Origin of the sequence: Paraburkholderia sp. JPY465 (assembly GCF_050436725.1) — a bacterium.
Taxonomy (GTDB): Bacteria; Pseudomonadota; Gammaproteobacteria; order Burkholderiales; family Burkholderiaceae; genus Paraburkholderia; species Paraburkholderia youngii.
This window is the reverse complement of sequence record NZ_JBNDMT010000002.1, coordinates 2,173,236-2,188,789: the sequence shown is the minus strand read 5'-3', so window position 1 is coordinate 2,188,789 and position 15,554 is coordinate 2,173,236. Positions and strand designations below refer to the sequence as shown.

Here is a 15,554-nt window from a genome sequence, read left to right as displayed (position 1 = left end):
ATTCCGACTGGAGAAAAGACGAGCCATCACGGCTCGTCCATCTCACCCGCGCAGCCGGTAGGCGAGCGGCGTCGCGCCATAGCCACGCTTGAATTGCACCGAGAAGTGACTGGCATTCTCGAAGCCGACTTCGAGCGCGATTTGCAGCACGGTTCGATCCGTGGCGCGCAGCAGCCTCGCCGCTTCCTCGAGCCGTAAGCGCGTGACGAACTGATGCGGCGTCTCCCCGGTCTCGCGGCGAAACACCCGGGCAAAATGAAAACTGCTTAGGCCGGCCTGCTCGGCCAGTTCGGCGATCGCCAGGTCTTCGGCGAGATTGGCGCGGATGTAGTCCGTCACCCGGCGGATGCGGCGCGGCACCAGCCGTTCCGGTTCCGTCGCGTTGTGGCGCCGCGCGCCGTCGCCGCCCGAATAGTGCTGCAGCAGGTGCGCGGCGAGCGCGTGAACCAGCGTATCGACATACAGACGCGAATCGGCGGGATCGCGGGCGGCGCGATGCAGTGCGGCAAGCATCGCGGCGATCAGCGGATCGTTGAAGCGCATCGCGTCGCCGAGCGACAGTTCACGCGACGTGTCGAGTCCCATCTGTTGCGCGACGCTGTCGATCAGATCGCGCTCGATGTGCACGTGCAAGGTAGACAACGGCTCGTCGCTGATCGAATGCCAGCGCCACGAGATCGGCGTGGGCGGCACGAACCACAGGACGTTCACGCGCATATCGGCGCTTTCCCAAGCTCCGCCGAGGTTGCGTTCGAGATGCTCGGCGCCGCTCGCGAGCGTCATCAGCGTGAAGTCGCGCAAACCGGGCGCTTCGAGCAGGTCTTGCCGCACCGGCTCGAGATACGAGCGCAGCACCAGATGCCGCCACTCGCGATCCACGCTCGACACGAGTCGCTGGCCGGCCATATAGCGGTCGTAGGCGAGCGTCGTCGTGAGCTTGGGAATTCGTGCCATCACATCCCTTCGAAGGAGGTGCCGTATGGAAGGAGAAGCGCCGCCGTACCTGTATTGCCGGTCCACTGTCAGCGCAAGATCACAAAAATGATAGCAAGGAACCGGCTACCGACATTTCACGAAATCGCTAATCATTGAGGTTGTCGTATTTCACGCGTTTAGAACGCCGGAGCTACCCGTTTCATGGAACATGAATGCGATACGCTGCCGCAATGGCTGAACGGCTCGCCGCAAGGCGAAGCCGGGCACGCGTCGGCAGTACACCCGAGAGCGGCATCCGCCCAACCGGCTTACCCGGCCGGCGCGCGGCACGCCGCGAAATCAGCCCACGCGGCTGAAGCAGTGAAGATGTCTCCCCGCACCGCGAATGGCGCGGGGCGCAGTGGCTTTCTGACTCTGTTTACCGAGGAAGAGATCGGCACGCCGTCGCCCGCGGCGCGCCGGGCCGCGCCGCTGATCAGTCCGCTCGGACGGTTCGGCAGCGCGCAGGACCGCATGGAGTTCGTGCGCCAGCGCATCAGGCAGCTGGGCTTCGACTCGTTCAGCTATACCGCCACGCGCACGTCGTCGCATCACAAGACGATGTTCGTGTTGACGAGCTACGAGTCGCAGGCATGGCTCACGCGCTATTTCCGCGAGCGCTATTTCGAGCTCGATCCGCGCGTCGCGCACGCGTCGCCGACCGGCATGCCGTTTCTGTGGAATACCGCCGATCTGCGCGCCGATCTGCCGCGCGCGCAGTTGCGCAGCGAGCGGCTTGGCGCCTTGATCGACATGCTGGAAGCAGCCGGGCGCAAGAGCGGCATTCTCACGCAGATGCCGCTGCCGGAGCCGGAGCTGAGCGCGAGCCTGTGCTTCAACTCGGCGATCGGCAACCCGCGCTGGATGACCGAATCGATCGTCGCGGAAACGCTGATGTTCGCGCACTCGATTCACGAGTTCATCTGGACGCACGCGAAAAGCGTGATCGGCATCGCGCCCGCGCAGCAGCAGCGCATCGCGCTGAGCAAGCTGCAGCATGCGGTGCTGAAGGCGGTCGTGCAGGGGCAGCGGGACAAGGAGATCGCGTATTTCCTCGGACTCTCGCCGCATAACGTCGACTATCATCTGCGGCGCTTGCGGCAGTTGTTCAACGTGCGCAACCGCGTGCAGTTGATCAATGTCGCGCAGGCGTATCTGTCGTAGCCGGCGTCACCGCGCATGATGAAGAGGGCGCGACGGCTTTTCGCTGTCGCGCCCTCTCCTCATTACAGCCGGGGATATGGCGGCTAACTTTTCAACCGATAGCCGGTCCTGAAGATCCAGCCGACGATCACGAGGAACACCGCGAGAAACAGCAGCGTCATGCCGAGACTCAGACCGACGCCGACGTCGCCCAACTCGAAGAAGCTCCAGCGAAACCCGCTGACCAGATAGACGATCGGATTGAACAGCGTGACGGCGTGCCAGAACGGCGGCAGCATGTCGACCGAATAGAACGCGCCGCCGAGAAACGTCAGCGGCGTGACGATCAACAGCGGCACCAGTTGCAGCTTCTCGAAGCTGTCGGCCCAGATGCCGATGATGAAGCCGAGCAGACTGAAAGTGACCGCCGTCAGCACGAGAAACAGCACCATCCAGAGCGGATGCATGATCTGCAACGGCACGAACAGCGCGGCGGTCGCGAGAATGATGAGTCCGAGCAGGATCGACTTGGTGGCCGCCGCGCCCACGTAGCTGACGACGATCTCCAGATACGATACTGGCGCCGACAGCAGCTCGTAGATCGTGCCGGTGAAACGTGGAAAGTAAATCCCGAACGACGCGTTCGCGATGCTTTGCGACAGCAGCGACAGCATGATCAACCCCGGCACGATGAACGCGCCATAGCTGATGCCCTCCACTTCCTTGATGCGCGACCCGATCGCCGAGCCGAACACGACGAAATACAGCGAAGTGGAAATGACCGGCGCGATGATGCTTTGCATCAGCGTGCGCCACGTGCGCGCCATTTCGAACTTGTAGATTGCGCGCATTGCGTAGATGTTCATGGGTTCCCCCGCAGCAGGCTGACGAAAATGTCTTCGAGCGAACTCTGCGTGGTGTGCAGGTCCTTGAAGCGGATGCCGGCATCGTCGAGCGACTTCAGCAGCGCGATGATGTCGGTGCGGCCGCCCTCGCCTTCGTAGGTATAGATCAGCTCGTTGCCGCCGTTCGCGACCGCGAGCCCGTAGCCGGCGAGCGCAGCCGGCACATCGTCGAGCGGGTACTCCAGTTGGAGCGTCAACTGCTTGGTGCCGAGCTTGCGCATCAGCTCGGTCTTCTCTTCGACCAGCATGATCTCGCCCGCATTGATCACGCCGATGCGATGGGCCATCTCTTCCGCTTCGTCGATGTAATGCGTGGTCAGGATGATCGTCACGCCGCTCGCCGCGAGCGAGCGCACGAGCTTCCACATGTCGCGCCGCAGCTCGACGTCGACGCCGGCGGTCGGTTCGTCGAGAAACAGCACGCGCGGCTCGTGCGACAGCGCCTTGGCGATCAGCACGCGCCGCTTCATGCCGCCCGACAGCGTGATGATCTTGTTGTTGCGCTTCTCCCAGAGCGACAGGTCGCGCAGCACTTTCTCGATGTAAGCAGGGTTCTTCGGCTTGCCGAACAGGCCGCGGCTGAACGACACGGTGGCCCAGACGGTTTCGAACGCGTCGGTGGTCAGCTCCTGCGGCACGAGGCCGATCAGCGAGCGGGCCGCGCGATAGTTCGCGCCGATGTCGTGACCGTCTACCGTCACGCTGCCTTCGCTCGCGTTGACGATGCCGCAGACGATGCTGATCAGCGTGGTCTTGCCCGCGCCGTTCGGCCCGAGCAGCGCAAAGATTTCTCCACGGTGGATCGCCAGATTGATGTTCTTCAGTGCCCGAAAACCGCTGGCATAGGTTTTCGACAGATTCGTGACCGAAACGATTGGCTGCATGGACTCGATGATGGCAGACACCGCTGTTGAATGAGGGAAACCGGCGCGAACGGACGCGCCGCATCCGCAATGTAATGGAAAGTGGGAAAGCCTGCAGAGCACGAAAGCACGCCGCCGCGGATTCGCCGCGGCGCGGGATAGTTCGGCTTACTGATGGCAGCCTTTTACGCCGACGCGCTATGTTGCGCGCCCGGAAAGCGGCTTGCGATCACATTCTGGATTTCCTCGACCGACACCGGCTTCACCAGATGATGATCGAAGCCGGCCTCGCGCGAGTGCTGCCGGTCGGTGGCCTGGCCATAGCCGGTCACGGCGATCAGCAGCGCGCCCACGGTGGGCGGACGGCGGCGCATCTCCCGCGCGAGCTCGAAGCCGTCCATGCCGGGCAGGCCGAGGTCGAGCAGCACGATCTGCGGCTGGAAGTGCGCGGCCAGTTTTAGCGCGGTGTTGGCTTCGTGCGCGACGCGCACCGCGTACCCGTCCGCCTGCAGCACCAGCGACAACGCAAGCGCCGCATCGACGCTGTCGTCGACGAGCAGCACGCGCAACGCCTCGCCGCCGTGGCGCGGCACGGCTTCGGGCGCCGCCGTCGACGCTTGCGCGGCGTCGGCAAGCCGCGTCAGCGGCAAACGCACGACGAACTTGCTGCCGCGCCCCAATCCCGCCGAGAACGCCTCGATCCGGCCGCCGTGCAACTCGACCAGTGTACGCGCGAGCGGCAGGCCGATGCCGAGGCCGCCTTCGGAGCGTTCGATCGAGATTTCCGATTGCACGAACAGATCGAAGATGTGCGGGATCGTTTCGGCGCCGATGCCCACGCCGTTGTCGCGTACGCTGATCAGCACGTCGTCGCCCGCTTCGCGGACTTCGATGCGGATGTCGCCGCGCTGCGGCGTGTACTTCGCCGCATTCGACAGCACATTGCCGAGCACCTGCGCGATCCGCACGCCGTCGCCGACGACGAACAGCGGCTCGCCGGGCAGATCGGTGGTGAGCGTATGGCCCTTGCGATTCAACGCGGGCCGCACGGTTTCGATCGCGGCCTCGAGCGCGGCGGCCAGCTCGACGATCTCGTGGCGCAGCGTGATCTTGCCCTGCGTGATGCGCGCAACATCCAGCAGATCATCGACGAGCCGGCTCAGATGCTTGACCTGGCGCCCGATCACCGCGCGCATCGCCTCGAAGCTTTGCTGCGACGGCGCACGGCTCGGGTCGAGCAGTTCGATCGCGTTGCGAATCGGCGCGAGCGGGTTGCGCAGCTCGTGCGCGAGCATCGCGAGGAACTCGTCCTTGCGGCGATCGGCGTCGCGCAACGCCATCTCGTTGGCCTTGCGATCCGAAATATCGTTGACGATGCCGGCGAGCCGATAGATGCGCCCGCGCGCGTCGCGCACCGGAAAGCCGCGCTCGACGGCCCAGCGCGTCTCGCCGTCGGGCCGCACGATCCGGTATTCGATCTCGTACGCGACACCGGTCGCGAGCGCGCGATACGCGGCCTCGACCGCGGCCTCGTCCTGCGGATCAATGTGGTTGGCCCAGTGGCGCCCGCTCGGCGTCGGCTCGTGCGCCGCGTCGCCCCACAGACGTCGATACGCGGGGCTCACATACAGCAGTTGCGCGCTCGATGGGTCGAGCATCCAGAACACGTCGTCGATGTTCTCGGCCATCTGCCGGAAGCGTTCTTCGCTCTCGCGCAACGCGCCCTCCGCGCGGCGCACGCGCAGCAGCGCGCGCACCTGCGCGATCAGCTCGGCCGGCTCGACCGGCTCGGTCAAATAGCTGTCCGCGCCGCCTTCGAGGCCGCGCACCCGGTCCATGCTCTGCACCGCCGCCGCCGACGTGTGGATCACGAGCACGCCCGAGGTCTCCGGCGCGGCCTTGATGCGGCGGCACACTTCGAAGCCGTTCAGATCGGGCAGATTGACGTCGAGCAGCACGAGGTCCGGCTGCGAAATGCGTGCGCGCTCGATCGCTTCGGCGCCGTTGCCGGCCTCGATCACGATGAAGCCCGCGCGCGAAAGAATGCGCGTTTTCGCGTAACGAGCGCCTTCGTTATCGTCGACGTTGAGGATCAGATTCGCGTTCGCATCGGTCATGAAAAGGCGTGTCCGTAGGAGAATGCCCGCGCGCCGCCCAGACCCTCGCCCAATCCGCTGCGGCTCGTGAAACCGTCGGTCAACGCCACCTGAAGATCAGCAATTCCCGGACCCCGTTCGATGAAGGCGAGCCGCGGACCGATGCGGCCATTGCGTTGCACCGTGCAGGAGTAGACCTCGCCGCCGCGGCCATACGTCAGCCCGTTGCGCGCGAGTTCGCTCGCCGGGCTCACCGTTTCAGCGTCGAGCACACGCGCCATCGCGGCGGTCTCGCCGATCATCGGCCGATGAACCCCGAGGCACACCCCTTGCGAGGTTCACATGGCACCAACCCTTTTCGTGGAGGTGAATCATGAAACGCATGACCAGGACAATCTTTGCTTCCGCGCTCGTGATGGCGTTGTCGGGTGGCATATACGCGCAGGCGGGCGGCGCTGGCGGCGCGGGCGCCGGCGGTAGTGCAGGAGGCGCGGGCGGCGGTGCTGCCGGCGGCACGAGCGGCGGTGGCGGTGGCGCGGGGGGCACCGGCATCGGCGCCGGTGGCGGCACGACCGGCGGCGCGGGCGGTACGGCCACTCCGGGCGTCGGCCCGGGCTCGGTCCGCACGCCGGGCAACACCGGCTCCGGCTACGGTTCGCCTGGTGTGACGGGCACCGGCGGCGGGATGGGCACCGGCACCGGCGCGACCCCGAATAGCCCGGCGACCGGTGGTTCGACAGGCGGCATGGGCAACAACATGAACGGAACCGGTAACAACATGAACAACGACATGAACAACGGCAGGATGCAGAACGGGCAATAACGGCCGTTGAGCTTCACCGGGCGACGCGGCATCGAGTTGCCGCGTCGCCGTTTTTTTTGTGCGGCCCGCTCGTCGACATAGCGCTGCGACGACTCAGACCTCAAGGCTGCACACAGACAAAACTACTCGCCAGATTTACATTGCCTTTGCCGATATAACGCGGAAACCCGGGATAGCGGCACAGCGGCCGCGAACGTCCATTCGTCGCCGCGGCGAGATCGGTGGCCGTCAGCGTTTCGGGCGCGACGCCGCGCGTGACCCATGCGTCGAGCGCGCCGAGCAGATCGACCGAGGGGATGAACACGCCGCTGCCATGCTGAAACCCCGGCACCATGTAGAGCCGCATGAATCGATCGACCTCTTCCTTGCCGAAACGCGCGATCAGCGCATCGTGATACGCGATCGTCTGGTTCGGGCTGATCACTTCGTCGGCGAGGCCTTGCAGCGTGATCAGCTTGCCGCCGTGCGCGATATAGCGCGACAGGTCCGGGTTCATCGAGCCGATCGTGGCCGACAGCGCGATCAGTTGCGAGCGATATTTACCGGGCCGTTGCGGATCGAACGTCAACGAATCGAACTGCGCGTCGCGCGCGACGAAGTAGCGCAGATAGCCGTCGCCTTGCGCGAACAGATAACCATTCGCACCGAACGTCGGCAGCGACTGACGCCGCGGTTGATGCGCGAGCCCGAGCGCGCCGGTCATTTGCGTGCCCTGGAACACGTTGTAGCCGCGATAGCCGCTCACGCCCCACGCGAGCCGATACGGCAGCGACAGCCCATCGCGCATCACCAGCAAGGTGGCCAATTGCGCGTCGGTCAGACACGCATCGTGCGATGAAGGCCGCAGCGCGCAGCGCAGCGAATCGATAATTTGCGACTGGTGCGCGCGGCAGGCTTCGACGTCACTGACGATGCCATCCGCGGTGCCGTCGAGCCGGTCGCATACCTCGAGCGTGCGTTGATGGACGACTTCGAGCAGCGCCGGCGGCACGAAGCCACCCGGCGTGCCGTATTCGGCCTGGCCGAGTTTCACGCCGATCAGCCGCACGCCAGAAAAATTCAGCGCGGGCGAATTGGCGATCACGCCGTCGTAGTCGTCGGGAAAGCGCTGCATCACCGTGTAGCCTTCGCGGCCACCCGTCGAACCGCCGGCAAAATACATGCGCTGCGGCGGCCTGCCGTACGCGTTCGCGATCAGCGCGAGCGCGACGTCGTGGGTCTTCTTCAGATGCGCGTAGCCGAAGTTCGTCACCGCTTCATCGACGAGACCAAACTGCGCGAGCGACGAATCGCCGACATGCCCCGAGTCGTCGCCGAACGTCGCATAGCCTTGCGCGAGCGGCGCGCGATCCGGCGAGAACGGCATCACGCCAATGCCGCTGACGACCACGCCGTTGTATCCGCCTCCGCCGATCTGCAACGCGCGGCCATTCCAGCGGCGCGGCAGATTCAGATCGAAGCGGATGTCGGGTGTCGTCGGATTCAGTGCCTTGATGCGGCCCGTGATGCGGCAATACTCGCCGCCTTGCTGATTGCCCTGCGCGGTCGCGCCGATCATCGCCGCGCTTTCGATCAGCGCGCCCGCCGTCGGCATCTCGATCAGTTCGGGCGACAGCACCGCGCCCGCGAACTCCGCGCAGTGCATCGCGAACGGTGTTTCTTTGGCCTGCGCGGCCGTGCGAAGTATCGCAAGCCAGGCGAGCACGACGACGCTCATCATGGTTGCGAGTCCAATGAGCTTGCGCGTGGTGCGCATCGTAGTCGTGACGCGCCCACGGCGCTCGCGTCGAGTCATCCGCAACCCGCGCCTTTCGCCTGCGCGCCCGGCTGCTGCGCCTTCCAGCCGCTCCAGCCGCGCGCGATCATCAGCAGCGCGCCGATCGCCGCGAGGTCGCCGCCGAGCCCGACCAGCACCGCGCGAAAACCATGAAAGGTGTGCGGTGTCGCCGTGTCGATGATCAACGACACCAGCGTGCCGGTGACGAAGCACACCAGTCCGGCGCGCCCGACCGTCACCACGGCGGGCAGCCGCCTCGCGAGCCACGCGATGCTGCCCATCCGCACGAACCGGGCGGCGAGCCACGCGATGACGATGAAATTGATCACACGTTCCATTGAAAGATTCTGTTTGTGCGTGCCGGGCAAAGGCTGCGTCAGGACGAAAAGTTTGACGATCGCGAAGGCAAGCACCGCAACGACCGCGACGCGCGTGAACCACTGGGCGGCCGAGCTCGCATGAAAACGTTCGCTGATCGGCTGCACACGACACAGCATGCCGAGTACGAACATCAGCTGCCACGCAAACGGATTAAAAGCCCAGCCGGCGACATCGTCAATGCTGAATAACGCGGCAAGCGGCCGCGCGACGGCCCACACCGCGAGGCTCACCGCAAGCGCGAGGGATACCGAGCGGCGCGCGAGCGGCACCATCACCGGCACACATAGCGCGAACAGCACGTACATCGGCAGCACGCTGGACAGATACGGCTGCCGGCGTAACAGCGCGATATCGAATGCCTCATGCCACGGCTGCAACGCGAACGGCGGCCAGCCGGTCATTTCTACCATCGCCCGATTTAGATCGAGCCGCGCGAGAACCGCGCCGGACACGAGCATCAGCATCGCCGTCAACAGATACGCGCGATAGATTTCCCCGCAGCGTTTGACGAAACGCATCTGCGCCGCGTGTTCGCCGCGATGCGCAAGCACCGCCGTATACGCCGCCGCCGATGCATAGCCGCCCAGAAACACGAACACCTCGGCTGAATCACACAATGCGTACGCGTGCAGCATCAGATGCGATAGCGTGCTGCCGGGAATGTGATCGAGCACGATGACGATCAGCACGATACCGCGAAAGAAATCGACTTCGACCGATCGTCCACGGCCACGGCCAGATGTTTCCATTCGTCTTCTCGAAGAATGCGCGCGCCGAGCGCACGCAAGAACGTGAATGGCCACGCGTCAGCGGCCAATGCCGTGCGAACTGCAAAAGGCTAATTCGTTCCCCCGCATCGCCCTGATTGAAATCGAGTCGTTGGCGACTGGTAATACTCGGTGCGTCTTTAACGAACGCGCGGAAAGTTTTGCGGCTTTCATGCACGAAACAGGGACGCCCTCAATTGATGGGCGAACACAAGCCTCGAAAAAAAACCATCGAACGCGCGCGGCGATTTTTTTCGCATTTTTTCCCCGTACGATGTTTTCGTGCTTTTCAGCCGCTTTGCGAATAGAGGTTTATGAAAAACAGAATTGCCGGATTCGATGGGTTGCGCGCGATCGCCGTGCTGATGGTGTTTTTGCAGCATCGACTATTCGGCGACATCGGCGAGGTCGGGCATCTCGGCGTGTGGATCTTCTTTGCGCTGAGCGGTTTTCTGATCATCGGCATCCTGCCGTCACAACGCGCGCGCATCGAATCGGGCGACAGCCGTTTCGGCGCCGAACTCGCACGCTTTCTGTTTCGTCGTACGGTGCGCATCTTTCCGATCTATTACCTGATGCTCGTCGTGATGTGCGCGCTGATGGCCTTCGGCCTCGCGAATCCGGAACTCGCGAGCGGCATGCCGTTTCACTTCGCGTATCTGTCCAACTTCTGGATCGGCTCGGTGCTGCGCTACTGGCCGGGCCGCTATTCGCACTTGTGGAGCCTCGCGATCGAGGAGCAGTTTTATCTCGTGGTTGCGCCGCTTTTGCTGCTGCTCTCCGCGCGGCGACATCGAACGGCATGTTGCGCGATCGTGGCCCTCGGTCTTGCCGGGTTGTTCGCGATGCGCGCCGCGCATTGGGATGAGATCACCATCTATACGCACCCGTTGAGCAATGTCTGGCTTCTCGCGTTAGGCGGTATCGGTGGCCTGGTGATCGCGGACGATCGCGGCCGCGTGCGTGCCTGGCTCGGTCATGGCCTGACGCTGTTCGCGCTGAGTCTCGTCGTGATCGGTTTGTGCGCGGCCGAGCCGAGATGGAACACGCTCGACGATCCGTTGCTGTTTACCGCGATCAGCGCAATGTACGGAATCGGTATCGCGGCGCTAGTGGCTTCGATTGCGTGTTGCCGCAATGCTGCCGTGATGGGTCTGCTGCAGACGCGTTGGCTGGCCGGTCTTGGGCGCATCAGTTACGGCTTTTATCTGTATCACAACCTGATCCCCGATCTGACGCGCAACCGTCATGCCGAAGCGTTGTTCGGCGGCACCGTGCCGATCTGGGCACATATGCTCGGCGTCGTCGCATCGTTTGCGATTTCGCTAGGCATTGCGTTGCTGTCGTGGCGGCTGATCGAGGCGCCGATTCTGCAGCTACGCGGATCACGCCATCATTCGGCCTCACCCAGCGGCCTCCCCTCACCTGATGCACTCCACGTGACCGAACCGGCCAAACGATAGAAGAACGCCTGTATCAAACATCCGCCACGGGACCGTGGCACGCGCATTGCGACCCGAGGGCTTATCTTCAGCAACTGGAGAGCATTGTGTCGAACACCGCCAATTCCCTGAACGAGCCTGATCGCCCGGCGGACGAGGATCCCGGCAGTCCACCCGCCGAGGTCTCGAAGCCCATCGGCGATGCAATCCCCACTCCGGTCGAACCGGGCCTCGACCAGCCTCTGCCGAAGAAAGGCGAAACCCCCGAACCCGACCCGAGCAAATCCGGCCAAGGGGGCGGCGACCCGTTGGGTGATACCGATGCGCCGCCGGGCGTGCCCGACCCGGGATCGTCCGACTTCGCGTAGCGCTGCGAAGCGACCGTCAGGCCGCCGCGGGCTCATGCACGATCTTCAACGTGCTCTTGTGCTCGGCAATCAGCCGATAGACAGTGTCGCCGGGCACGGTCTCGTGCTCGAGCAACTGCTCTGAAATGTCGCGCAGTACCGGCTCGTACGCGTGCAACAGCCCGTAGCAAAGTTCGTTGAGTTCCTTGAGCAGCACGTTCGCATGCTCGATTGCGCTCTTCATTTGCAGGCCCGCGTACTGCGACGGCAGCGCCGCGAGACTGAACAGATCGCCGTCGCTGTTGAAGCCGAACTTCGACACCATGTCGAGGCTGATGCGCGAGGCCTCCTGCAAGTCCGATGCGGCGCCGCTCGATGCTTCGGAGAACATCAGAATCTCCGCGTTGCGTCCGCCAAGCAGCACCTGGATTTCGTTGCGGATCTCCGTTTCGCGGTACAGGTGCTTGTCCTGCGCCTTCGTGATCAGCGCGACGCCGAGCGCGCCGCCGCGCGGCAGGATCGTCACTTCCTCGAGCACGCCGGTGCCGAGCAGCGCGGCGACCAGACCATGACCCGCCTCATGCACCGCGATGCGCTTGCGCTCGTCCTCGGTGAGCGCGCGCTCGGCGCCGCTCACGTCGCCGATGCGCGCGATCTTGATCGCTTCCATGAAGTGCTTCGCAGCGATTTCATTGTCGCCCGCCTTGCGCGCGATCAGCCCGGCCTGATTCACGACCATCGCGACGGTGGCCGGCGACAGTCCAGTGGTCAAACGCGCGAGCTGGTCGTAGTCGATATCCGCCGCTTTCGACTTCAGCCGCTGCGCGTAGAAACGGAAAATCTTCGCGCGGTCTTCGCGGTCCGGCAGACGCACCTGCACCGTGCGATCGAAACGGCCGGGGCGGCGCAATGCTTCGTCGAGATTGTCGGGATGGTTGGTCGCCGCCACCACGATCACGCCCTCGTTCGATTCGAAGCCGTCCATCTCCGCGAGCAGCTGGTTGATGATCCGGTTGCTTTCGGCTTCGACCGGGCCACCGCCGGTATCGGTGCGTTTCGCGAGACCGTCCGCTTCGTCGATGAAGATGACCGTCGGTGCGTTCTTGCGCGCGAGTTCGAACAGGTGCCGCACCTTCTGGATGCCGACGCCGTAGTACTTCGCGCTGAAATAGCTGCCGGTGATCGAAATGAAGTTCGCACCGCATTCGCCGGCCAGCGCCTGAGCGAGCCGCGTCTTGCCGACGCCGGGCGCGCCCACCATCAGGATCCCGCACGGCGCGCGCACGCCCAGCGACGAGAACTGCTTCGGATCGGACAGGTAACCGCGAATGTCGGCGAGCGCGGCCTTCGCTTCGTTCGCGCCGATCACATCGTCGAAACGCAGCGTCGGCGTTTCGCTGAGCAGCGTCGCGCCGCCCTTCATTTCGCGCCGCATGAACCACGCCATGCCGCCGATCAGCGCGAGCGGCAGCAGCACGCTCAGCACGTCGCGGAACTGCTCGAACAGTTCCGTCCAGCGCGCGCCATCGCTGTGGATATCGACGTCGGGCAGCCACACGAGCTGATACGCGGCGGCGTCGGAGCGCTCGCCCAGCAGCAGCGCGTGCGAGAAGGTGGCGTTGTGATCGGTGACGAAGTACTTCGAGCCGTCGCGCAGCGACACCAGAATTGCGTTGGGACTCACGCCGATCGCCGCGACGTTGGCATCGTGAATGTCGCGCAGCATCGTCGACGCGTCCTTCTCCTGATGCGTCCACGCGGATGCATCGTCACGCATCTGGCTCGCAATGCCGCTCAACGCGGGCGCCTGCGGCTCGGCGCGATGCTGGAAATACCAGACGCCCCAACCGACCAGCACGGCGATCAGCACCGCCACAGCCGCCACCGCAATTTTGCGTGCGCGCTTCTTCCCAAGCGAATTATTTCCCGGCTTCATGAGTCATTTCCAAAATGAGGACTGAACAAGCCCTTACTTAATCAAGCGGTCTGTCAAAATTACCTGTCGAAAGCGGAAGGTGGAGTCTGCGGAAAATCGGCTGAGGCGAAGCGCCACACGGAGGTGGCTTAAAGGACAATCCAGAAGGACGACGAGAAGTGCGTCCCGGTGAGCCGCGGTTGCCGAAGGCAGTATGCCCGGGTTACGCGTCTGTCAAATTCGCGGAAAAGGCCTCTTTGTACCGTCTATCCGGCCGTCGACACGCCGGAAGGGTGACGCGGCGAGCGCGCGAAAGGCGTCGCCGCATTGGCTCCGCCGCACAGTTTATCAGTGTAAAAAGCGGCGCGTGTTTTGAATGTCTATATCTAACCGCACCCCAATTAAAATCAGTCAGAATTACTGAGAAAAGGCGATTTAGAAAGAGTTAATTGATCTGAAAAATAGCGCGCGATTAAGTCAGGATTTTGAATCCGGCGGCCATCTCGGGCGGATGCGCGACGGGCCTCTGCGGGCCCGTTCGCGTCATCGCCGCTTTTCTCTCAGGTTCTGCTTTTTTGACGTCGGCGCCGGGCGGCGTCGACGGTGCTCTCCTCCACTGCACTTCTTTCGGTCCTCGCGGACCACCCCGACATCTCAGACCGCCGTGCGCCGCACGACGCTGGCCTGCGTCTGCGCCCGCAGGCGCAACAAGTCGCGCAGCTTCGCAATGCGCGAGCGCTGGCTATCGACAAGATGATGCGTATCCTCGAGCGCGCGAATGCGCCGCTCCCAATAGACGTGGTCGAGTTCACCGGATTGCGTCGCGCGTTTGCGCGTCGCGTAGCCGAGCACACTCTCGAGATGCTGCAAATGGCTATCCGCGAACTTCGCCGGAAGCCGCCCGCCGCGTTGCGCGGCTGTTTGCCTGCTCGTAAGGCTCATCTTCGCTCCCCCGCGTCCTGCTGTTGGCCCGATGACCTCGCCGCCTCGATCGCTCAAACCGAAAGCAATCCGCAATCTGCGCGTGTGACGTTAGCGCAGTTTTTGGCGCACGGCTTGACCGTGCGTCTCAAATTTGGACGCTTGCGTCAGAAATGCCGACGGGTATGGCCGTCTTTGCATGCTGAAACGGCTCGGCGCGCGGGATTGCCCGGCTGCGCGAAGCAGCGGACGAGCTGGTGCGCTGCCCGCTGCTCAGATCGTGAGACTCGCGGATGGATGGGGATGGGCAGCGCTCAAGCCGCGCGCGGCCGCCCCTTGCGCTTCGGCTCGACCGGCCGCACGACCGCCACTGCCGGCGCGACGCGCGGCGTGCGCTTGAAATACGGCGAGCTGAGGGTGGCCGCGCTCATGTCCGACGCGGCTTCGAGCAGCGCCGGCGCGAGCTCTTTGAGCCGCGCGTCCGGCAGGCGGCTCGTCGGCCCCGCGAGGCTGACGGTGCCGACCACCAGCCCCGTCACCGGATGGCGGATCGCGGCCGCCATCGACGTCATGCCCGCCTCGTAGGTTTCGCTCGCGATGCCGTAGCCGCGCTTGCGCGCGCCGGCCAGGTCCTGCAAAAACTGCTGAATCGTCTTCGGCGCCTTCGGCCCGCGCGGGCCCGCTTTGCCGATGCCGCCCTGGCGCGACACGAGTTCGAGCGCTTCCTCGTCGCTCATGCTCGCGAGCCACGCCTGGCCGCTCGCAGTGCAATGCAGCGGCGGACTGCTGCCCATGTCCGGGTCGTAGCGCAGCCCGGAGCGCGCCCCCTGGGCCTTGCCGACGAACGTGATGTGATCGTCCTCAATCACGCCCAGGCGCGCGAGTTCGCCCGACGCGCTCGCGAGCCGATCCAGCACCGGCTGCGAAATATCGAGCACGCCGGCCGTGGACAGCCACATCAGCCCGAGCGACACCAGCTTCAGCGCAAGCACGTACTCGCCGTGCTCATCCTGACGCACGTAGCCTTCGTCGCTCAGTTCCGCGAGCAGCCGATGCGTGCCGCTGCGCGGGATGTTCAGCGTGTCGGCGATCGCGGCCAGCTGCATGCTGCCGCCCTGCTTCGCCAGCAATTCGATGATGGCCAGCGCCCGCTCGAGATTCCCCGCCATGATCCACTCTCATTCGATTCGAATCCAACA

General features: G+C 64.3%; 14 protein-coding genes. 4 read left to right on the top strand and 10 right to left on the bottom strand.

What is annotated here, in order from left to right; genetic code table 11:
• Window positions 1-42: 42 nt before the first annotated feature.
• Entirely contained in the window at window positions 43-954 is a 912-nt protein-coding gene (locus QFZ94_RS12210) for a helix-turn-helix domain-containing protein (RefSeq protein ID WP_429457137.1), read from the bottom strand.
• Window positions 955-1,137: 183 nt separating this feature from the next.
• Here QFZ94_RS12210 and QFZ94_RS12205 point away from each other — a divergent pair, with 183 nt between their 5' ends.
• Window positions 1,138-2,139: a helix-turn-helix transcriptional regulator gene (locus QFZ94_RS12205; protein WP_368584645.1), complete on the top strand. Its 1,002-nt coding sequence runs from the start codon at window positions 1,138-1,140 to the stop codon at window positions 2,137-2,139.
• A gap of 83 nt (window positions 2,140-2,222) precedes the next feature.
• Here the strand turns inward: QFZ94_RS12205 and QFZ94_RS12200 are convergent, their stop codons facing one another.
• The 4 genes from QFZ94_RS12200 to QFZ94_RS12185 all read right to left on the bottom strand — a co-directional run bounded on the left by QFZ94_RS12200 (window position 2,223) and on the right by QFZ94_RS12185 (window position 6,284).
• A complete protein-coding gene (locus tag QFZ94_RS12200) occupies window positions 2,223-2,984 on the bottom strand; it encodes an ABC transporter permease (protein ID WP_368584644.1) in 762 nt (253 codons plus the stop codon).
• Window positions 2,981-3,907 (bottom strand): ABC transporter ATP-binding protein, encoded by a 927-nt coding sequence (locus QFZ94_RS12195; protein ID WP_429457134.1) that lies wholly within the window; start codon window positions 3,905-3,907, stop codon window positions 2,981-2,983. Before QFZ94_RS12195 ends, QFZ94_RS12200 begins: the two co-directional genes overlap by 4 nt.
• Before the next feature lie 164 nt (window positions 3,908-4,071).
• Window positions 4,072-6,003, bottom strand: coding sequence for a hybrid sensor histidine kinase/response regulator (locus QFZ94_RS12190; RefSeq protein WP_429457132.1), 1,932 nt, complete (start codon window positions 6,001-6,003; stop codon window positions 4,072-4,074).
• The gene (locus QFZ94_RS12185) at window positions 6,000-6,284 is read right to left on the bottom strand and encodes a hypothetical protein (protein WP_429457129.1); all 285 of its coding nucleotides are present in this window, start codon (window positions 6,282-6,284) and stop codon (window positions 6,000-6,002) included. Before QFZ94_RS12185 ends, QFZ94_RS12190 begins: the two co-directional genes overlap by 4 nt.
• 71 nt (window positions 6,285-6,355) lie before the next feature.
• Between QFZ94_RS12185 and QFZ94_RS12180 the strand changes: the two genes are divergently transcribed.
• On the top strand, window positions 6,356-6,805 hold the full coding sequence (locus QFZ94_RS12180) for a hypothetical protein (protein WP_368584641.1): 450 nt from the start codon (window positions 6,356-6,358) through the stop codon (window positions 6,803-6,805).
• 100 nt (window positions 6,806-6,905) lie between these two features.
• Here QFZ94_RS12180 and QFZ94_RS12175 read toward each other — a convergent pair whose 3' ends face one another.
• Together QFZ94_RS12175 and QFZ94_RS12170 are read right to left on the bottom strand one after the other, a co-directional pair.
• On the bottom strand, window positions 6,906-8,600 hold the full coding sequence (locus QFZ94_RS12175; protein WP_429457127.1) for a tannase/feruloyl esterase family alpha/beta hydrolase: 1,695 nt from the start codon (window positions 8,598-8,600) through the stop codon (window positions 6,906-6,908).
• Window positions 8,597-9,712, bottom strand: coding sequence for an OpgC domain-containing protein (locus tag QFZ94_RS12170; RefSeq protein WP_429457125.1), 1,116 nt, complete (start codon window positions 9,710-9,712; stop codon window positions 8,597-8,599). Before QFZ94_RS12170 ends, QFZ94_RS12175 begins: the two co-directional genes overlap by 4 nt.
• 332 nt (window positions 9,713-10,044) lie before the next feature.
• Here QFZ94_RS12170 and QFZ94_RS12165 point away from each other — a divergent pair, with 332 nt between their 5' ends.
• Window positions 10,045-11,193 (top strand): acyltransferase family protein, encoded by a 1,149-nt coding sequence (locus tag QFZ94_RS12165; protein WP_429457123.1) that lies wholly within the window; start codon window positions 10,045-10,047, stop codon window positions 11,191-11,193.
• 86 nt (window positions 11,194-11,279) lie between these two features.
• Complete coding sequence (locus tag QFZ94_RS12160; RefSeq protein WP_429457121.1) at window positions 11,280-11,540, top strand: hypothetical protein; 261 nt, start codon at window positions 11,280-11,282, stop codon at window positions 11,538-11,540.
• A gap of 16 nt (window positions 11,541-11,556) precedes the next feature.
• Here the strand turns inward: QFZ94_RS12160 and QFZ94_RS12155 are convergent, their stop codons facing one another.
• The 3 genes from QFZ94_RS12155 to QFZ94_RS12145 form a co-directional block, all read right to left on the bottom strand.
• Window positions 11,557-13,455: an ATP-dependent metallopeptidase FtsH/Yme1/Tma family protein gene (locus QFZ94_RS12155; RefSeq protein ID WP_429457119.1), complete on the bottom strand. Its 1,899-nt coding sequence runs from the start codon at window positions 13,453-13,455 to the stop codon at window positions 11,557-11,559.
• Window positions 13,456-14,088: 633 nt separating this feature from the next.
• Window positions 14,089-14,376, bottom strand: coding sequence for a hypothetical protein (locus QFZ94_RS12150; RefSeq protein WP_429457117.1), 288 nt, complete (start codon window positions 14,374-14,376; stop codon window positions 14,089-14,091).
• Window positions 14,377-14,669: 293 nt separating this feature from the next.
• A complete protein-coding gene (locus QFZ94_RS12145; protein WP_368584635.1) occupies window positions 14,670-15,524 on the bottom strand; it encodes an IclR family transcriptional regulator in 855 nt (284 codons plus the stop codon).
• Between the last annotated feature and the right edge of the window lie 30 nt (window positions 15,525-15,554).